Below are 18,078 nucleotides of genomic sequence, written 5' to 3'. Positions count from 1 at the left end.
ATGAAACAGATTGATATCGCCGGCCTCACGGTCGCCAACGACTTGCCGCTGACCGTCATCGCCGGCCCCTGCCAACTCGAAAGCGCCGACCACGCGCAGATGATCGCGGGCACCATGAAAGAGGCCTGTGACGCCGCCGGGGCGCAGTACGTGTTCAAGGCCTCCTACGACAAGGCCAACCGCACGAGCCTGTCCGGCAAGCGCGGTCTTGGTCTCGACGCAGGGCTCAAGGTGTTGCAAGGCGTCAAAGAGGCGATCGGCGTGCCGGTGCTGACCGATGTCCATACCGAGGCCCAGTGCGCCCCCGTGGCCGAGGTCTGTGACATCCTGCAAATCCCGGCCTTCCTCTGCCGCCAGACCGATCTCCTCGTCGCCGCCGCTGCGACCGACGCCGTGGTCAACGTCAAAAAAGGCCAGTTCCTCGCACCGTGGGACATGGACAATGTCGTGGCCAAGCTCGAAGGCTCCGGCACCGAGCGCATCATGCTGACCGACCGCGGCACGTCCTTCGGATACAACACCCTTGTCGCCGATATGCGCGGCCTGCCCCGCATGGCGCAAACCGGCTATCCGGTCATCATGGACGCCACCCATTCCGTGCAACAGCCGGGTGGCCAGGGCGGCTCTTCTGGCGGTCAACGCGAATTTGCCCCGGTCATGGCCCGTGCTGCCGTGTCTCTCGGAATTGCCGGAGTTTTCATCGAAACCCATGAAGATCCGGACAATGCCCCCTCCGACGGGCCGAACATGATACATTTGCACCACATGCCTACCCTAATAGACACATTGATGGCCTTTGATCGTCTGGCTAAGGCTAACCCAATTCAAATCTGATCTATTTGGTGAGACCCCCCATGACCAAACCTGCCGCGACCGTGACCCCGAACACCTGGGAATTCCTGCGCGACCCGATGATGACGCCGACCGGTTTCCGCGAATATGACGCGCGCTGGAAATACCCGGATGAAATCAACCTCCCCGGCATGACGGCCCTCGGCCTCGGCATCGGCACCCAGATGCGCGCCCACGGACTCGACCCCGTAATCTCGGTCGGCAACGACTACCGCGACTACTCGCTCGCCATCAAGAACGCCCTCATCATCGGCCTCATGCAGGCAGGCATCCACGTCAAGGATATCGGCCCCTGCATCACACCGATGTGCTACTTCTCGGCCTTCCACCTCGGCACGCCCGCCGTCGCCATGGTCACGGCCTCGCACAACCCCAACGGCTGGACCGGGGTCAAGATGGGCTTTGACATGCCCCTGACCCACGGCCCAGACGAGATGGCCGAGCTCAAGGACATCGTTCTGAACGGCAAGGGCGCGCCCCAGCCGGGCGGCTTCTATGAGCCCGTCGCAGGGGTCTGGGACGCCTATATGGACGACCTCGTGGGCGATTTCAAAATGACCCGCAAGCTCAAGGTCGTCTGTGCAACGGGCAATGGCACCGCCGCCGCCTATGCGCCCGCCCTCTTCGAACGTCTCGGCGTCGAGGTGGTCGATAGCCATACCACGCTGGACTACACTTTCCCCAACTACAACCCGAATCCCGAAGCCATGGAAATGCTGCATGACATGGCCGATAGCGTGAAGGCCTCCGGCGCCGACATGGCGCTTGGCTTTGACGGCGATGGCGACCGCTGCGGCGTGGTCGATGACGAGGGCGAAGAGATCTTTGCCGACAAGGTCGGTGTGATCATGGCCCGCGACCTGTCCAAGCTCTACCCGGGCTCGACCTTCGTGGCCGATGTGAAATCCACCGGCCTCTTCGCCTCCGACCCCGAGTTACAGAAACTCGGCGCCAAGGCCGACTACTGGAAAACCGGCCATAGCCATATGAAACGCCGCGTCCACGAGATCGGCGCGCTCGCGGGATTCGAGAAATCGGGCCACTACTTCCTCGCAGGAGACGTGGGTCGTGGCTATGACGACGGCATGCGCGTCGCTGTGGAAATCTGCAAACTGATGGACCGCAACCCGGATATGAAAATGTCCGACCTGCGCAAGGCGCTGCCGAAAACATGGTCCACACCGACCATGTCGCCCTATTGCGCCGACACCGAGAAATACGAGGTGCTCGATCGTCTTGTGCAGAAACTCGTCGCCAAGCACGACGCGGGCGAACCCCTTGCCGGTCGCCCGATCCAAGAGGTCGTGACAGTGAATGGCGCGCGCGTCATCCTCGACAACGGCTCTTGGGGCCTCGTGCGTGCATCGTCCAATACCCCGAACCTCGTCGTGGTCTGCGAAAGCTCTGAGAGCGAGGCCGAGATGCGCGCCATCTTCGCCGACATCGACGCCGTGATCCGCACCGAACCCTCGGTTGGTGACTACGACCAGACGATCTGAGGGCACGCATGGCGGTTATCTGGCTGATCCTCGGCCTCTTGGCATTCGGCGCGGCTTTTGTCGCGCCGCCCCAGGTCGGCGTCGAGGAAATACAACAGACCGGCCTGTTGGTTCTGGCGTGTCTGTTCCTTTTCCTGTGGGGGCTTGAGGAACGAAAACGCCAGAGAAAACCCACCTCCCGCCGCAAAAAATCAAAGCAAGCCCACCGGTCGAACACCGCCCCGCCACGCCGCAAAAAACCGAAGAAAACTCGCGGGTCGCCCCCCACCGCGCCGCCCCGCCAAGAGAAAGCCACGAAACATACCCGCCCGATCCTGATCGACGGGTCCAACGTGATGTATTGGAAGGACAACGCGCCAGACATTCAGGTGGTGCAGAAGCTGGTGAAGGCGCTCGACAAACGCGGCTACCAGCCCGGTGTGATCTTCGATGCCAACGTCGGATACATACTCTTTGACCGCTACCTTGATGACGCCCCGCTGGCAAAGGCTCTCGGCCTCCCCGAGGATCAGGTGCTCGTCTCCCCCAAGGGTGAACCGGCCGATATCTTTCTGCTGAAGGCCGCCCGCGATATGGGGGCCGCCATCGTCACCAATGATCGTTTTCGCGACTGGATCGAAGACTTCCCCGAGTTTGCAGCACCCGGTCGGCTGATACAGGGCGGCTATCGCAAAGACGCCCCGTATCTCGAATCCAACTCGGGTTAGGCCGCCAACCCGCGCCCTTTCAAGAGCGCCTCCACCCCCGGAAGCCGTCCGCGGAACCGCTTGTAGAGGTCCGCCGCCTCGACCGATCCCCCGGTCGACAGGATATGCGCCTCGAGCGCCTTGGCGGTCTCGGCGTCAAACGCATTGCCTGCTTCCTCGAAGGCTTCGAACGCGTCGGCATCCATGACCTCGGACCACATGTAGGAATAATACCCGCTCGAATACCCATCGCCGGAAAACACATGCGCGAAATGCGGCGAGGCATGGCGCATGGTGATCGCGGCGGGCATCCCGAGGCCCTCCAAGACCTCCGCCTGCATCGCCAACACATCCGCCGGGGCCGCGCCCTCATGGAACGCCAGATCGACCAGCGCCGAGGCCACATACTCTACCGTCTGGAACCCCATGTCGAAATTCGCCGCGCCAAGCACCTTGTCGAGCATCTCTTTCGGCATCGCCGCACCGGTCTCTGCATGGGTTGCGAACTCCGCAAGCACCTCCGGCACCTCGAGCCAATGCTCATAGAGCTGCGAAGGAAGCTCGACGAAATCGCGCGCCACGGACGTGCCGGAAATCGATTCATAGGTCACGTCCGACAACATCTGGTGGAGCGCATGGCCGAACTCGTGGAAGAGCGTGCGCGCATCGTCATAGGAGAGAAGCGCCGGATCGCCCTTGGCAAAGTTGCACACGTTGATGACCACCGGCCCCTGCTCCTTGGGGAATTTCGCCTGAGACCGCATCGCCGAACACCACGCGCCCGACCGCTTCGATCCCCGTGCGAAATAGTCTCCGATGAACACGGCCACATGTTTGCCTCCCCGCGTGACCTCCCACGCCCGGCAATCGGGATGGTAAAGCGGCACGTCGAGCGGCTTGAACTCCAGCCCGAACAGGCGGTTGGCACAGGCAAAAGACGCCTCGATCATCCGGTCGAGTTGCAGGTAAGGTTTGACCTCCGCCTCGTCGAGATCATGCTCCGCCTTGCGTCGCTTCTCCGCGTAATAGCGCCAGTCCCACGGCGCGAGATCGTCATTGATCCCATCCTCGCGCATCATCTCGGTCAGCACCTCTGCATCCGCTTCGGCTTGGCGCTTGGCCGGCCCCCAAACCGCCATAAGCAACTCGCGTACCTTCTCGGGCGTGCCTGCCATCTGCGTCTCGAGCTTGTAGTCGGCAAAGCTCTCATAGCCGAGAAGTTTGGCCCGCTCCTCGCGCAGTTTGAGGATTTCAGCAGCGATCTCGCGGTTGTCGGTCTCGCCCCCGTTCGCGCCTCGTGCGGCCCAGGCCTTGAACGCCTGTTCACGCAAGTCACGGCGCGGGGAAAATTGCAGGAACGGCGTGATGAGCGACCGCGAGAGCGTCACGACTGGCCCCTCCTGTCCCTTCTCTTCGCCCGCTGCCCGCGCGGCATTGACGACGAAACCGGGAAGCCCTTCGAGATCCGCTTCGGTGAGCGGCATGAACCAACCGCTTTCATCCGCAAGAAGGTTCTGCGTGAACGCCGTGCCCAACTCGGCCAGCCGCCCCATGATCTCCTGCATCCGTTGGTCCGCCGCACCAGTCAGCGCCGCGCCCGAGCGCACGAACCCGCGATGCGTCAGCATCAGAACCCGCGCCTGTTCCTCCGTGAGGTCAAGCGCATCTCGCTTTTCCCAGACCTCGGCCACCCGCGCGAACAACGCCTTATTCGACGAAATCGCCGAGAAATGCGCTGCGAGCTTGGGCGAAAACGCCCGCTGCAATTCCTGCCGCTCGGGATTGCTATCCGCGCCCGCCACCGTAAAGAACACCGAAAGCACCTTGTCGAGCGCCTCGCCCGCCGCCTCGAGTGCCTCGACCGTGTTGGCGAAATCCGCCGGGCGCGAGTCCTCGGCAATCGCCTTGATCTCGGCATCATGCGCCGCCAGCGCCGCGTCGAGCGCAGGCGCGAAATCCGCGTCGGAAATGGCGTCAAACGGGGCGATCTCAAACGGGGTGTCCCACGGGGACAGGATCGGGTTGGTCATGGGCGTTTTCTCCTTTGCGCCTAACCTAAGCCTGCCTACGGGATGCGCAATGGCCGACCTACGCTTTACCGCAAACCGGGCACCCCTCGCGCCGCTTGAGCGTGATCTTCCGGCTCTCGCCATAAAGCGCGTCATAGATGAGCATCTCGCCGCGCAACGCCGCGCCCGCGCCAGTGATGACCTTGACGGCCTCGACCGCCATCATCGTGCCAACCACCCCCGGCAACGGCCCGATCACCCCTGCCTCTGCACAGGATGGCGCAAGTCCCGCCGCCGGGGCCTCGGGAAAGACGCATTCATAACAGGGCGCCCCCGCCTTCGGGTCGAATACGCTGAGTTGCCCTTCCCATTGTGAAAGCGCGCCGGAAACAAGCGGCACCCCCGCCGCGACACAGGCCCGGTTCACAAGGTAACGCGTCTCGAAATTGTCCGTCCCGTCAAGGACAAGATCATACTCTGCCACAAGCGCCGCCGCCGTCTCTTCATCGAGACGCCGCTGGTAGGGCTTCACGATAACAAACGGGTTCTGTGCTTCCATGGCGGACTGTGCCGAAAACACCTTGGGCATGCCGATCGCATCATCGCGATGGATCACCTGCCGCTGGAGGTTCGAGTTGTCGACATCGTCATCATCGACAACACCGATCGTACCCACACCCGCCGCCGCAAGATACAAGAGCGCGGGCGAGCCTAGCCCCCCGGCTCCGACCACCAAGACCTTGGCATCCTTGAGCTTTTTCTGACCCAAACCACCAACCTCGCGGAGCACGATATGGCGCGCATAGCGGTTGAGCTCGGTGTCGCTGAACGGTCCTTCCTGTGCGCTGGACTCGCCTTCCGGCTCCCGCACCCGAGCCCGAAGCCAGCGAAGACCTGCGCGGTAGAACGCCACGATCACCGCAGCACCGCCCACGATAGCCCAGAGCGCCGGACTCTCTCCCGTCGCCATGCGTAACGGATGCCCATCCGGCAGCACGAGATGCGCGCCCAACACCGCAGCCCACAATAGCGCCACCATGGACCAGCGCGCCCGGTGCGGCGCCCCCATAAAGGCCCCGATCCCCCAAAGAACCGCCGCCATGATGAACACCAACGCCATCAGGCCGTCCCCGTTGACCCGAACCCGCCCGCGCCGCGCGCGGTCTCGTCTAGGCTTTCGACCGTCTCGAACGTGGCCTGCACCACAGGGGCAACGATCATCTGCGCAATGCGCGCGCCATGGGCGATGTGAAACGGCTCTTGGCCTGCGTTCATCACGATGATCCCAAGCGGCCCGCGATAATCGCTGTCGATGGTGCCCGGGGTATTGGGCAAGGTGATCCCGTGCTTGAGGGCAAGCCCCGAACGCGGTCTGATCTGCACTTCATATCCCGAAGGAATCCCGATCCGAAGCCCGGTCGGCACAAGCGCCCGCTCTCCGGGGGCAAGCGTCACCCCCTCGCGGGCGTCTTGTGGAAAATTGGCACGGATATCCGCCCCTGCCGCGCCAGCGGTCTCGTAGGAAGGCAGCGCGACCTCCCGGTCCGCCCCCTCAAGCCAGTTGAGCCGGATTTGCACCACGGCACTCCCTCCGTTTTTGCTATAGTGAGCCGAGCGCTGTCGCGATCCGCTCGGCAAGCTGATGCGCAACCTCGTGCTTGCCCATGCGCGGCCAATGCTCTGCACCCTCGTCTGAAATGAGCGTCACAGCATTCTCATGCCCGCCCATGACCCCGGTTTCCGGGCTGACATCATTGGCCACGATCCAATCACACCCCTTGCGCGCCCGCTTGGATGTCGCGTTGGCGATCACGTCGTCGGTCTCGGCGGCAAAGCCAATGACAAGGCCGGGCCGTCCCGCCTCCATCTGGCTCACCGTGGCGAGGATGTCGGGATTCTCCGCAAACTCAAGCGCCGGAATCCCGCCCTTGGTTTTCTTCAACTTGCTGTCCGATGCGCTTGCCACGCGCCAATCGGCCACGGCGGCGGCAAAGATCGCCGCATCAACCGGCAGCACACCCTGCACCGCCTCAAGCATCTCCTGCGCGGTTTGAACTTCGACGATGTGCACCCCTTCGGGGCGCTCCGCATCTGCTGGGCCTGTGACAAAGACAACTTCTGCCCCCATCACGGCAAGCGCACGAGCAATCGCCGTGCCCTGCGCACCCGAGGATCGGTTGGCGATATAGCGCACCGGGTCAATCGGCTCATGCGTCGGCCCCGAGGTGACAAGAATCCGTCGCCCCGCAAGCGGCCCTTCGGCCAGCGCAGTCTCGATTGCGTTGACGATTTCCTCAGGCTCCGACATCCGCCCCGGCCCGTATTCGCCACAGGCCATATCGCCCTCGTTCGGCCCCACGACCATGACGCCATCCCCGCGGAGCGTCGCGATATTGCGCCGTGTCGCCGGATGCTCCCACATGCGCACATTCATTGCCGGCGCAATAAGAACCGGGGTATCCGTCGCCATGAGAAGGGTCGAAGCAAGGTCATTCGCGTGACCGCCCGCCATCTTCGCCATAAGGTCCGCCGTTGCCGGGGCCACCACGACAAGATCGGCAGAGCGTGAAAGTTGAATATGGCCCATCTCCGCCTCGTCCGTGAGGTCAAAGAGGTCGCGATAGACCTTCTCCCCCGCCAATGCCGACACGGCCAGCGGGGTGACGAATTCCGCCCCCGCCTTGGTCAACACCGGCGTGACCCAAGCGCCGCGCTTGCGCAACTGCCGGATCAGGTCGAGTGACTTATAGGCGGCAATACCGCCCGCGATGATGAGGAGAATTCGTTTGTCGGTCAGCATATGAGCGCCCGCTTCTTCAGGGTTTTCCGGAGACTATGCCGTGGGGGCGACGGAAACAAGCGATGCGCATCTTTCCTAGTCCTTCTTGAACCCTGCACAGGGGTCTTCGCGCTCCGCTTCCTGCGTTACGATCCATGCATCATGCGGCGGCGTGTCTTCCGGCGCGCGTTCAAGCTGGCCGATGCTGGTGACGCTGAGACGTTCCGGCAAAAGACGCGGCGCACCCCAGTCGAGCCGCGCATGGCCATTGCCAGTAATGACAACAACTGGTCCGCCAGTCTCGTCATGGGCACGCACGATTTCCCGCGCCATGGTCGCATCACGCAACCGCTGACCAAGCACCATCCCCGGCAAAAGCGTTTCGGGAAGCGCATCGCAATGCGCCCTCATCTGCGCCGCTTCGCGCTCGGCCTGTTCTTCTTCTGCAAGGGGGGCTGCGAGACCATAGAGATCCGCACCCTCGCCAAAACTGGCCGTCGCGTCGCCGCCCATGATCGCCTCGCGCACCGCCTCTCGCGGTACCAGCGCGCCATAGATCTGCGCATCCTTCGCAGCGGCGAAAATCGGGTAATACATGTCAAAACTCGGCCAACCGCTCTCGGCCCAGCCCAGCGCCTCCGACAATGCCGCCTTATCCTGAAGAAGCTCCGGCGTGACCTTGGCCGCTGTCTCTGCGGTGATCATCTCGAACACCACGGCCTTCGGTCCAAGCGCCGCGACGGCCTCGGCCTGATTGGCGTGGTGCCACGGGTTGTCATGCAACTCACCAAGAAACACCACGTCTGCGCCGGGCAGCGTGGTGATCTTGTCGATGGTGATTTCTTCTGCGAGTGCGGGGGCCGCGGCAAGCGCGAGAGCCAGAATCATGCGTTTCATGACACGAAGTCATGCACGCCCACTCCCTGCTGTTCAAGACGACGCCGCATCTTCTGAAGCGCTGCCGCCTCAAGCTGACGCACCCGCTCTTTCGACAGGCCCATCTCGTCCCCAAGGCTCGCCAATGTGCGCGGCTCATCATCAAGCCGCCGCGCCGCAAGGATATGGCGTTCGCGTTGGCTCAGGCCCTCCATCGCATCTAGAAGCTGCCCCCGAAGCGACTCGACATCGCGCCGCGCCTCAACGGTTTCCGCGCCCGCCGCGGCCTCGTCCTCCAAAAGCTCGAGCCATTCACGCCCGCTCTCATCCGTGCTCTGACGCGCATTGAGAGACATGTCGCTCCCCGACATCCGGCCAAGCATCATCTCGGCGTCTGTTCGGCTCACGCCAATCTCGCTGGCGATCTTCTCAACAATCTGATGCGTATCGAGGCTCTCGCCCCGCGCCATCGCCTCGCGCTCGAACTGCGCACGCACGCGGTTGATGTTGAAGAAAAGCGATTTCTGCGACGTCGTAGAGCCGGTACGCACCACGGACCAGTTGCGCATCACATGATCCTGAAGCCCGGCTCGGATCCACCACACAGCATAGGTCGAGAACCGCACACCGCGTTCTGGATCGAACTTGTCGGCCGCTTTCATCAGGCCAAGCATCGCTTCTTGGATCAAATCATTCTGGCTCACCCCGGCACGCCGGAATTTGCCCGCCATCGAGATCGCAAGCCGCATGTAGGCCCGGATCAAACGGTGCAGCGCCGCCGCATCCCGCTTGTCCCGCCATGCGCTGGCAAGCGCGAGCTCGGTCTCGGCATCAAGCATTTCCTGACGCATCGCATTGCGCGTCAATTCCCTGTTCACATTGGATTGCAGGCCCATCTTGGCATCCTTCCTCCTTGCGCTTTCATGGGGAATTACGCAGGTTGCGCCGGATTGGATCACATTTGGCGACAGAAAAGATGCTCTCGAACTTCACCTTCGTGCTCGGCGGCGCGGCCTCAGGCAAATCGCTCTACGCGGAATCCCTCGTGACAGGGACCGGCGCACCACGCGTCTATATCGCCACGGGCGAGGCTTGGGACGAAGAAATGCGCGCCAAGATCGCCGCCCATGTGGATCAGCGCGGCCCCGGCTGGCGCACGATCGAGGCGCCCCTTGATCTTGCCCCGGCGCTGGCCTCGGTGTCCCAGGACGAAGTCGCCCTGCTCGACTGTGCAACCATGTGGATGTCGAACCAGATGCTTGCCGAAAACGATCTTGAGACCGAAACCGCCCGCCTGCTCGAGGCGCTTGTCGCCTGCAAGGGCAAGGTCGTCGTGGTCTCTAACGAGGTCGGCATGGGGATCGTGCCCGAAAACGCCCTCGCCCGCCGCTTCCGCGATGTGCAGGGACGCCTCAACAAACGCCTCGCCGCCGCCGCAGATACCGTGCTGTTTGTCGCTGCGGGCCTGCCGCTCACCATGAAAGCCCCGGCATGAGCCGCCTGTTCCTCGTCCGTCATGGCCCGACCCATGCGCGCTCCATGGTCGGCTGGTCCGACCTGCCCGCCGATCTTTCCGACACCGCCGCCCTGGCTCGGCTCGACGCGCACCTCCCCGACAACGCCCTCGTGATAAGCTCGGACCTGTCGCGCGCCGTGACGACTGCCGACGCCATCGCGGGCGCCCGCACGCGCCTGCCGCATGATCCCGACCTGCGCGAAATTCATTTCGGTGACTGGGAACTCAAACGCTTCCCCGATATCGACGCCGAAGACCCCGGCCTCGCTCGTGCCTTCTGGGAAACACCGGGCGATACGGCCCCTCCCGGCGGCGAAAGCTGGAACAGCGTCTGCGCCCGCGTCGATGCCGCCGTAGACCGCCTCTTGGCCGCACATCCGGGCCACGACCTGGTCATCGTTGCCCATTTCGGCGCCATCTTGACCCAAGTCGCCCGCGCGGGTGCCCTCTCCGGCGCCGAGGCCTTCGCCCACAAGATCGACAACCTTTCCGTCACCACGATCCGCACCCTGCCCAATTGGGGTGCGGAGGGGATCAATCACTGCCCGTGATGGACCTCTCAGAAAGTTTCATTTTGTCGGGGCCCACGGCCACGCTAGCCTGAGAGCATGACATATACGCTTTATATTGGTGACTTCACCTATTCCTCATGGTCCCTGCGTGGCTGGCTTCTGTTTGAGAAGTTCGGCATCCCCCGCCGCGAGGTCCGCATTGATTTCAACACCGATGACTCCGTGGCCGATCAGCTTGCCGCGCTCTGCCCCCCGGCCCGCACCGTTCCGACTGTCGTAACCGAGGATGGCGCGATCCTCTCGGAATCCCTTTCCCTCGCCGAGGAACTGGCAAGCCGCCACCCCGAGGCGCATCTGTGGCCCTCGATCCCGCTGGCCCGCGCCACGGCCCGCACCCTGACCTCCGAGATGCACGCCGGGTTTACGGCCTTGCGCGGCGACTGTCCGATGAACCTCGCCACCGCCTATCTTGACTCAGATCCCTCTGACGCGGTGCTCGCCGATCTTGCCCGGCTCGAAACCATCTGGAGCCACGCCCGCGCAACATGCCGTCCCAATGGCCCTTGGCTCTGCGGCGACTATAGCATCGTCGATGCCTTCTATGCCCCGGTCGCCGCACGGCTTGCCGGGTATAACCTACCGATGGGACAAACCGCCCGCGCCTATGTCGCCGCGCATCTCGCCGACCCGGCCTTCCGCCGCTGGCGCGCCATGGGACTCGCGAAAAAGGAATACCTGCCGTGGTATGCCAAGGACTACCCGACGCGCGATTGGCCCGGTCCAACGCCGCGCGTCGCCAAGGCCGTCGACGGAACAGAGGCCGAGAATGACGCCTGCCCCTATTCCGGCAAACCGATCACCCATGTGCTCGAAATGGAGGGACGGCGCTTTGGCTTCTGCAATGCCTTCTGCCGCGACAAGACGGTCGCCGATCCGACGGCATGGCCCGCTTTCATGGCCTTGGTCGAGGGCCAATAATTTTCGACAATCATGGACCAGGCGATTGCGAAATCGCTTGGTCCTCGCACTCCGCACCACCGCGATACAGACGCAATACCGACGTGATACCGACGTTGCTTTTCAACGAGGTTCTTCAGGCCCCGTGGCTCCGATCATAGCCATTCACAGCCGGGCTTTCCCACCCCGCGAGCGCACCCTCACGGGGCTGAAACACTTCCACGAGAAGCGGATAACAGGCCGCCGTATCCGAGGAATGCTCGCTCGAACAATCGCCGCCGGGACAGGCACTCAACGCACCAAGAAGGTCAATTTCTGCAAAGAATTCAAGGTAGTCACCGGGCCGCACCGGTGAGGCCTTCATGAAATATTGCCCTGTGTCCCGCGTGAACCCGGTGCACATGAAGACATTGAGAACGTCATGCACATGGGTCTCGGCCTCGGCCAGCGACAGCCCCCTCTCCTCTGCGAGCGCCCGCGTCAGGTTCGAGTGACAACAATGATGGTATTGTGACCCACTCAAGAGATTCCCCGTATAAGGATCACACCGCGTCCCAATCACGTCATGCACCGAGCCGCCGAACGCGTCCATCCCGTACCAGCCGAGCGTATCTTCCGTGATCGTCGCCATCGGCCTCAGATACGGGAAAGAGGACCACATCCGCTCCCCTTCTGTCAGGTGCGTTCCGTGCAAAGCTCTTGATTTTCCAGAGTAAAATCGCTCTGCAAGATCATTGGCATTCCACAGGTTGAGATCACCGACCTGCGGCCCCTCAACGCTTGAAATCCGGAAAAAGGCACCCGCCGGAACGTGAAAACACTTCGCATCCCGCGCTGGCATTAACACTTCATTAACCTTTTCGGCCCCCTCCCGCGCGGCCCGATAAAGCGCCATCGGCGGCTCCGGCAGGGTCTCGTTCGGATAACAAATCACCGGCCGGATCGCGCGGCGCTCGTCTGCATCTGGTGGCGGGGTTCGGGTCATGGGCGGCCTCCTTCAACTCCCTGCCACCCTGCCCCGAACGCCCGCCGATGAAAAGCGCTCTCGCGCTCCTCAGATGATCTCAACTGCCAGGGGCGGGAACCCGTTGAAGCCGACCGAGGAATAGCTCGACGTGTAGGCCCCGCAGTTGCGGATCATGATCTTGTCGCCCGCCGCAAGCCCCAACGGAAGCTGCACCGGTTGTTTCTCGTATAGCACATCCGCGCTGTCACAGCTCGGCCCCGCAAGCACGCACGGCCCGGCGGGCTGCATGTCTTTCGCGGTCGCAAATTGGTAACGGATCGCCTCGTCCATGGTTTCAGCAAGCCCCGAGAATTTCCCGATATCGAGATAGACCCAGCGATGCAGCTCACAGTCAGATTTTCGTGAAACCAGAAGGACTTCCGCCGCAATCGCACCCGCCGAGGCGACCATGCCACGGCCCGGCTCGGCCATGATTTCCGGCACTTCGCCAAAGCGTTTGCGCACCTGTTTCATCACATTCGCCGCATAGGGCGTCGGGGCCTCAACCGGGTCGCCATAGAAGGCCGGGAAGCCACCGCCGATATTAAGGACGCGCAGGTCATGCCCCGCCGCTTTCGCCGCGTGCCAAACAGTCGCGACGCGCTCCAGAACCGGTGCCCACATGGCGGCACGGCGGGTCTGCGAGCCGACATGAAAGCTCAGGCCCGCCGCATCGAGCCCGAGATCGCGCGCCAAGTTCAAAAGCGCAAGCGCCTTGCTCGGCGCACAACCAAACTTGCGCGTCAGCGGCCAATCCGCTTCGCTATTCTCGACGATGAGGCGCAGCACGACGCTCGCGCCCGGCGCATGTTCTGCAATCTTTTCAAGCTCTTCCTCCGCGTCGAATGCGAACTGCGTCACGCCCGCCTGATGCGCAAAAGCGATATCCGCCACCCGCTTCACGGTGTTGCCAAAGGAAATGCTCTCGGCCCGCGCACCCACGGCAAGACAGGCTTCGATCTCACCCCGGCTCGCCGCGTCGAAGGACGAGCCTTCCGCCACCAACGTGGCAAGCACCTCACGCGCCGGGTTCGCCTTGACGGCATAGTGAATCCGCGCCCGGCCAAGCCCGGCCTTGAGTGCGCGATAGTTCTCCGCGACCTGCGCGGTATCAATCACGAGGGTCGGTTGATCGAACGTATTCTGCCAAATGAAATCTTCGAGTCGCGAACGGGTAGAAACAGCGGCGCCAGCCACTGAGGTCAGGTGAGCAGTCATGGTCATCTCCAAAAGGACCCGGCCGGAGCGTCCGACCAAATTGCAAAAGGAGACGTTACCGTCGCTGCGTAATCATGGAGAGGGCCCCTACGACAGAGGCGCGTGCGTTGGCGTCTGATCGCGCATATGGGGCCAAACGATGAGTCGATCAATCCCTTTTCTGCATGGCCGTGAAAAAATCTGCACAGGCCTCAGACCGCCCGCCCCGCCGCGCGCCCCGAGAAGATACAGCCGCCAAGGAACGTGCCTTCAAGGGCGTTGTACCCGTGATACCCCCCGCCGCCGAACCCGGCGACCTCGCCTGCCGCGAAAAGCCCCTCGAACGGGCGACCATCCGGGCGCAGAACCTGCCCTGTCTCGTCCGTGTGCAACCCACCAAGCGACTTGCGCGTCAGGATATTGAGGCGCACCGCGATGAGCGGCCCGGCCTCTGGGTCGAGGATGCGATGCGGCTTGGCCGTGCGAATGAGACGGTCGCCCCGATAGGCGCGCGCGCCACGGATCGCCGTAACCTGCGCGTCCTTGGCAAAAGGGTTTTCGATCTGCGCATCCCGCGCCTCGATCTGCGCCCGGATGTGGTCGAGAGCTACCGGCACATCCGGCGTAATCTTGTTCATCCCCGCGACCAACGCCTCCAGCGTATCGGCGACGACGAAATCCTCACCATGGTCCTTGAACGCTTCCACAGGCCCCGGTGCCCCCTTCTTGAGCACCCGCCCCCGGATGACCTCTGACCACTTGCCCGAGGTGAAATCCGGGTTCTGCTCCGATCCCGAAAGGGCAAACTCCTTCTCGATGATCTTCTGCGTGAGAACGAACCAGCTATGCTCATGCCCCGTCGCAAGGATACGCCGCAGCGTGCCGAGCGTATCGAACCCCGGCAGGAACGGCGCTTCCATCCGCTCCCCAATTGCATCAAACCACATCGAGGACGGCCCCGGCAGGATGCGGATCCCATGGTTCGGCCAGATCGGATCCCAGTTCGCGACGCCCTCGGTATAGTGCCACATGCGATCCCCGTTGATGAGGCCCGCGCCCGCGCTTTCCGCGACGCGCTGCATCTGTCCATCAACGTAATCCGGCACCCCGGCAACCATGCGTTTGGGCGCAGGGCCAAGGCGGTCTTCGGGCCAATAGTGGCGCACCATGTCATGGTCGCCCCCGATCCCGCCCGTGGTCACGATCACGGCCTCGGCCCGGTGCTCGAAATCCCCCACGACCTCTCGATTGGTTGACCGCCCCCGCTCTGCGCCGTCTTCGGCGAGAACATCGCCCCGCACGCCCTTGACCGCGCCGTTCTCGACGATCAGCCCTGTCGCCTTGTGCCGGAACCCAAAGCGGACCTGCCCGGCCTCTGCCGCCTGCCGCACGAGTCGCTCGAATGGCGCGACAACGCCCGGCCCAGTGCCCCAGGTGATATGAAACCGCGGCACGGAATTGCCATGCCCATGCGCCATCTCCCCGCCCCGCTCGGCCCAGCCGACCACGGGAAACCAGCGCATCCCCAAGGACTTGAGCCAGCCACGCATTTCCCCGGCGGCGAAATCGACATAGGCCTCGGCCACCTTTCGGGGATTGGCATCCTCTGGTCGGTCGAACTGTGCCGAGCCCATCCAGTCACCAAGGGCAAGCGCAGGACTATCCTTGATCCCCATCCGGCGCTGCTCGGGCGTGTCGACCATGAACAAACCGCCAAGGCTCCAGAACGCCTGCCCGCCAAGGCTCTGTTCGCCCTCCTGATCGAGAAGCAAAACCTTGCGCCCGCGCGCGGCGGCCTCGCTCGCGGCCACCAACCCGGCCAAACCGGCCCCGACGACGATCACATCTGCCATACCGTGTCCTCCCTTGCCGGAAGGCTACCCAAGGCACGGGTCGATCGCCAAATGAAACCTGACGTAAAGAAAAAGCGCCCCGCAAGCGGAGCGCCTTTCGAAAACCGAATGGAAGGGGAAGATCAGGCCGCCTTGACGTATTCGTAGTAGGTCTCGGCATCCTGCGGAGCTTGGGCCTTGGCAACCGGCTTGAGCGGCGGGGTGTAGTAGGCATAGGCCTGCTCAAGAAGTTCCAGCGCGCGTTCCGCGATGTTTTCCGGCGTGTTTTGCGAGTTCGACATGGGTCTCTCCGTTGTGTCAGAACTCCTCCCTTGCCTGGAACCTAACGACACCAGATACGAAAGACACCTGTCAAAAACTGCATCCTCGCTATGCGTCGAGCGCAAATTTCCCTTGGGTCAGCAATAGGGTAGCCCCAAAGAAAAACCCCCGACGCGCGCGGCGTCGGGGGTTTCTGAAACTGGCTTGTGGGCGCGATCAGATGTTGCGCTCAACCATCATCTTCTTGATCTCCGCGATGGCCTTGGCCGGGTTGAGACCCTTCGGGCAGGTCTTCGCGCAGTTCATGATCGTGTGGCAACGATAGAGCTTGAACGGGTCTTCAAGCTGGTCAAGACGCTCGCCGGTCGCCTCGTCGCGGCTATCGATGATCCAGCGATACGCATGCAAGAGCGCCGCCGGGCCAAGATAACGATCGCCATTCCACCAGTAGCTCGGGCAGGAGGTCGAGCACGAAGCACACATCACGCATTCATAAAGCCCGTCGAGCTTCTTGCGGTCCTCGATCGACTGGCGCCATTCCTTTGCAGGACGGTTGGTCTTGGTCTCAAGCCACGGCATGATCGACGCGTGCTGAGCATAGAAATGGGTAAGGTCCGGGATAAGGTCTTTCACCACCGGCATATGCGGCAGCGGGTAAATCTTTACGTCGCCCTTGATCTCGTCCATGCCGTAGATACAGGCCAGCGTGTTGATCCCGTCGATGTTCATCGCACAGGAGCCACAGATCCCTTCGCGGCAAGAGCGGCGGAAAGTCAGCGTCGGGTCGATCTCGTTCTTGATCTTGATAAGCGCATCAAGAACCATCGGACCACAGGTATCCATGTCGAGGAAATAGGTGTCCACCCGCGGGTTCTTCCCGTCATCGGGGTTCCAGCGATAGATCTGGAACTTGCGCACATTGGTTGCGCCTTCGGGCTTGGGCCAAGTCTTACCGGTGGTAATCTTGGAGTTCTTCGGAAGTGCAAATTCAACCATGGCTCAGTCTCCTTGCTTGACCGCGGTGCGCTCGTGGGAAAGCACCTGCCGTCCCGCATTGCGTGCGTTGCTGGGGCCTGTCGCATCCGCGCGGCAGGCTGGGTTGGGATTAAGAGAGCACGTCACAGGACGACCTCCCCTGAAATCGGGTTCTCCCGTGCGATCCGACCGAGGATTTCGGCGTCGGCAGGGAAAAGGGTTTGGATGCGGGCGACAAGCGTCTCGTCGCGCGCGGCAATCTGTAGAACGGCCTGATAGAGCGGGTTCTGCATCATCTCGACGAACCGTCGATCCGTTGCAAGCTCGCCGCTCTCTGCCGCCTCTTTTTGAAAGGACGAACCGCCCCCATAGCGCGTGACCTGCCCCAGACCGTTGTCGCGAAGGTCCAGACCAAGCGCGGCAAGACGCTCGGCGCGATAACCTGCGTCCGCGACCCAGCGATCATAGCAGATCGTGACTGCATCCCCGCCCTCGATCACCTCGCCAAGCAGGTCGGCATATAGATCGACGCCACGCAGGATCACCGCCATGCGACGCGACACGCTATAGCCTTCGTTCGGCTCGAGCTTCTTGGTGAGCGACGCCGCCCAGTTCAGGAAGCCTCGATAGACAAGCACCTCATGGTCAATGAGGCCCCGATCGAAATGCCCCGAAAGCGGTTTACGCGGGCGGTCCTGTGCCGGCGAATGGTCCTCGTAGGAGATCAGGAGAAGCCCCCCGTCCCCAACCTCTGCACCATAGGCGGCAAGATCCGCTTGCGCCTTGTCGGTCGCAAGCTTGCGGTCGTTGACCTCGGCCGAGGCGAATGCATCAAGCGGATGCGCGCCGCGACGGCAGTTGTTGAGGAAAAGCGCGCCGCCCTCCGGAGCATTGCGCTGAAGCCACGAGGCGATCGCATGATTGCCCGACCGGCGCATCCCATGCATCCGCAGCACGAGACCCGGCTCAAAGCCGAGACGCGCCCGAAGTGCCGGTTTGCCCATGAGGCCGTCCGCCATCGCGTTCATCGCTCCTCTCCCGCGCCACATTTGCGCACGGACCCGCACGGCCAATGGCCGATCAAGCGTGATATGCTCCGG

General features: G+C 62.8%; 18 protein-coding genes. 6 read left to right on the top strand and 12 right to left on the bottom strand.

The annotated features are described in order from the left end of the window. The 3 genes from kdsA to R1W01_RS09675 are packed head-to-tail and all read left to right on the top strand — an operon-like array spanning position 1 to position 3,058. Positions 1–834: a 3-deoxy-8-phosphooctulonate synthase gene (gene kdsA / locus R1W01_RS09685; RefSeq protein ID WP_243612648.1), complete on the top strand. Its 834-nt coding sequence runs from the start codon at positions 1–3 to the stop codon at positions 832–834. A gap of 20 nt (positions 835–854) precedes the next feature. Then, positions 855–2,351: a phosphomannomutase/phosphoglucomutase gene (locus tag R1W01_RS09680; protein WP_297758555.1), complete on the top strand. Its 1,497-nt coding sequence runs from the start codon at positions 855–857 to the stop codon at positions 2,349–2,351. 8 nt (positions 2,352–2,359) lie between these two features. Further along, complete coding sequence (locus R1W01_RS09675; protein WP_297758553.1) at positions 2,360–3,058, top strand: NYN domain-containing protein; 699 nt, start codon at positions 2,360–2,362, stop codon at positions 3,056–3,058. On the opposite strand, the gene R1W01_RS09670 is transcribed toward R1W01_RS09675, so the two are convergent. The 6 genes from R1W01_RS09670 to R1W01_RS09645 all read right to left on the bottom strand — a co-directional run bounded on the left by R1W01_RS09670 (position 3,055) and on the right by R1W01_RS09645 (position 9,597). Beyond that, positions 3,055–5,067: a M3 family metallopeptidase gene (locus tag R1W01_RS09670; RefSeq protein ID WP_297758551.1), complete on the bottom strand. Its 2,013-nt coding sequence runs from the start codon at positions 5,065–5,067 to the stop codon at positions 3,055–3,057. The genes R1W01_RS09675 and R1W01_RS09670 overlap by 4 nt on opposite strands. 58 nt (positions 5,068–5,125) lie before the next feature. Beyond that, positions 5,126–6,166: a HesA/MoeB/ThiF family protein gene (locus R1W01_RS09665; RefSeq protein WP_297758549.1), complete on the bottom strand. Its 1,041-nt coding sequence runs from the start codon at positions 6,164–6,166 to the stop codon at positions 5,126–5,128. Then, positions 6,166–6,627, bottom strand: coding sequence for a dUTP diphosphatase (gene dut, locus R1W01_RS09660; protein WP_297758546.1), 462 nt, complete (start codon positions 6,625–6,627; stop codon positions 6,166–6,168). Before dut ends, R1W01_RS09665 begins: the two co-directional genes overlap by 1 nt. A 19-nt stretch (positions 6,628–6,646) precedes the next feature. Beyond that, entirely contained in the window at positions 6,647–7,846 is a 1,200-nt protein-coding gene (gene coaBC, locus R1W01_RS09655) for a bifunctional phosphopantothenoylcysteine decarboxylase/phosphopantothenate--cysteine ligase CoaBC (protein WP_297758543.1), read from the bottom strand. 75 nt (positions 7,847–7,921) lie between these two features. Next, positions 7,922–8,722, bottom strand: coding sequence for a ChaN family lipoprotein (locus tag R1W01_RS09650; protein ID WP_297758540.1), 801 nt, complete (start codon positions 8,720–8,722; stop codon positions 7,922–7,924). Next, positions 8,719–9,597: an RNA polymerase factor sigma-32 gene (locus tag R1W01_RS09645; protein WP_243612655.1), complete on the bottom strand. Its 879-nt coding sequence runs from the start codon at positions 9,595–9,597 to the stop codon at positions 8,719–8,721. Before R1W01_RS09645 ends, R1W01_RS09650 begins: the two co-directional genes overlap by 4 nt. 65 nt (positions 9,598–9,662) lie before the next feature. Here R1W01_RS09645 and cobU point away from each other — a divergent pair, with 65 nt between their 5' ends. The 3 genes from cobU to R1W01_RS09630 are packed head-to-tail and all read left to right on the top strand — an operon-like array spanning position 9,663 to position 11,707. Continuing rightward, positions 9,663–10,196, top strand: coding sequence for a bifunctional adenosylcobinamide kinase/adenosylcobinamide-phosphate guanylyltransferase (gene cobU / locus R1W01_RS09640; protein WP_317275211.1), 534 nt, complete (start codon positions 9,663–9,665; stop codon positions 10,194–10,196). Next, positions 10,193–10,768: a histidine phosphatase family protein gene (locus R1W01_RS09635; RefSeq protein WP_297758531.1), complete on the top strand. Its 576-nt coding sequence runs from the start codon at positions 10,193–10,195 to the stop codon at positions 10,766–10,768. The genes cobU and R1W01_RS09635 overlap by 4 nt, the downstream gene beginning before the upstream one ends. A 57-nt stretch (positions 10,769–10,825) precedes the next feature. After that, positions 10,826–11,707 (top strand): glutathione S-transferase, encoded by an 882-nt coding sequence (locus R1W01_RS09630; protein ID WP_297758529.1) that lies wholly within the window; start codon positions 10,826–10,828, stop codon positions 11,705–11,707. A 115-nt stretch (positions 11,708–11,822) separates the two neighbouring features. Here R1W01_RS09630 and R1W01_RS09625 read toward each other — a convergent pair whose 3' ends face one another. From R1W01_RS09625 to R1W01_RS09600, 6 genes are all read right to left on the bottom strand, one after another. Then, complete coding sequence (locus tag R1W01_RS09625) at positions 11,823–12,671, bottom strand: urea carboxylase-associated family protein (RefSeq protein WP_297758526.1); 849 nt, start codon at positions 12,669–12,671, stop codon at positions 11,823–11,825. A 69-nt stretch (positions 12,672–12,740) separates the two neighbouring features. Further along, positions 12,741–13,916, bottom strand: coding sequence for a type III PLP-dependent enzyme (locus R1W01_RS09620; RefSeq protein WP_297758523.1), 1,176 nt, complete (start codon positions 13,914–13,916; stop codon positions 12,741–12,743). Positions 13,917–14,101: 185 nt separating this feature from the next. Beyond that, on the bottom strand, positions 14,102–15,742 hold the full coding sequence (locus R1W01_RS09615; RefSeq protein ID WP_297758520.1) for an FAD-binding dehydrogenase: 1,641 nt from the start codon (positions 15,740–15,742) through the stop codon (positions 14,102–14,104). 122 nt (positions 15,743–15,864) lie between these two features. Next, complete coding sequence (locus tag R1W01_RS09610; RefSeq protein WP_243612661.1) at positions 15,865–16,023, bottom strand: hypothetical protein; 159 nt, start codon at positions 16,021–16,023, stop codon at positions 15,865–15,867. A gap of 196 nt (positions 16,024–16,219) precedes the next feature. After that, positions 16,220–16,999, bottom strand: coding sequence for a succinate dehydrogenase iron-sulfur subunit (locus tag R1W01_RS09605; RefSeq protein ID WP_243612662.1), 780 nt, complete (start codon positions 16,997–16,999; stop codon positions 16,220–16,222). A 122-nt stretch (positions 17,000–17,121) separates the two neighbouring features. After that, positions 17,122–18,006: a hypothetical protein gene (locus tag R1W01_RS09600; protein WP_297758515.1), complete on the bottom strand. Its 885-nt coding sequence runs from the start codon at positions 18,004–18,006 to the stop codon at positions 17,122–17,124. Positions 18,007–18,078 lie beyond the last annotated feature (72 nt).

The organism is Shimia sp. FJ5 (genome assembly GCF_032918335.1).
Taxonomy (GTDB): domain Bacteria; phylum Pseudomonadota; class Alphaproteobacteria; order Rhodobacterales; family Rhodobacteraceae; genus Shimia; species Shimia aestuarii_A.
Note: the sequence above shows the minus strand (reverse complement) of the source record. Positions and strands in the feature narration are given on the sequence as shown.

Excerpts from the sequence above, each read along its gene's own strand:
- kdsA (WP_243612648.1), top strand. The coding sequence starts at position 1 with ATGAAACAGATTGATATCGCCGGCCTCACGGTCGCCAACGACTTGCCG.
- R1W01_RS09680 (WP_297758555.1), top strand. The coding sequence starts at position 855 with ATGACCAAACCTGCCGCGACCGTGACCCCGAACACCTGGGAATTCCTG.
- R1W01_RS09675 (WP_297758553.1), top strand. The coding sequence starts at position 2,360 with ATGGCGGTTATCTGGCTGATCCTCGGCCTCTTGGCATTCGGCGCGGCT.
- R1W01_RS09670 (WP_297758551.1), bottom strand. The coding sequence starts at position 5,067 with ATGACCAACCCGATCCTGTCCCCGTGGGACACCCCGTTTGAGATCGCC.
- R1W01_RS09665 (WP_297758549.1), bottom strand. The coding sequence starts at position 6,166 with ATGGCGTTGGTGTTCATCATGGCGGCGGTTCTTTGGGGGATCGGGGCC.
- coaBC (WP_297758543.1), bottom strand. The coding sequence starts at position 7,846 with ATGCTGACCGACAAACGAATTCTCCTCATCATCGCGGGCGGTATTGCC.
- R1W01_RS09650 (WP_297758540.1), bottom strand. The coding sequence starts at position 8,722 with ATGAAACGCATGATTCTGGCTCTCGCGCTTGCCGCGGCCCCCGCACTC.
- R1W01_RS09645 (WP_243612655.1), bottom strand. The coding sequence starts at position 9,597 with ATGGGCCTGCAATCCAATGTGAACAGGGAATTGACGCGCAATGCGATG.
- R1W01_RS09635 (WP_297758531.1), top strand. The coding sequence starts at position 10,193 with ATGAGCCGCCTGTTCCTCGTCCGTCATGGCCCGACCCATGCGCGCTCC.
- R1W01_RS09630 (WP_297758529.1), top strand. The coding sequence starts at position 10,826 with ATGACATATACGCTTTATATTGGTGACTTCACCTATTCCTCATGGTCC.
- R1W01_RS09625 (WP_297758526.1), bottom strand. The coding sequence starts at position 12,671 with ATGACCCGAACCCCGCCACCAGATGCAGACGAGCGCCGCGCGATCCGG.
- R1W01_RS09620 (WP_297758523.1), bottom strand. The coding sequence starts at position 13,916 with ATGACCATGACTGCTCACCTGACCTCAGTGGCTGGCGCCGCTGTTTCT.
- R1W01_RS09615 (WP_297758520.1), bottom strand. The coding sequence starts at position 15,742 with ATGGCAGATGTGATCGTCGTCGGGGCCGGTTTGGCCGGGTTGGTGGCC.
- R1W01_RS09610 (WP_243612661.1), bottom strand. The coding sequence starts at position 16,023 with ATGTCGAACTCGCAAAACACGCCGGAAAACATCGCGGAACGCGCGCTG.
- R1W01_RS09605 (WP_243612662.1), bottom strand. The coding sequence starts at position 16,999 with ATGGTTGAATTTGCACTTCCGAAGAACTCCAAGATTACCACCGGTAAG.
- R1W01_RS09600 (WP_297758515.1), bottom strand. The coding sequence starts at position 18,006 with ATGAACGCGATGGCGGACGGCCTCATGGGCAAACCGGCACTTCGGGCG.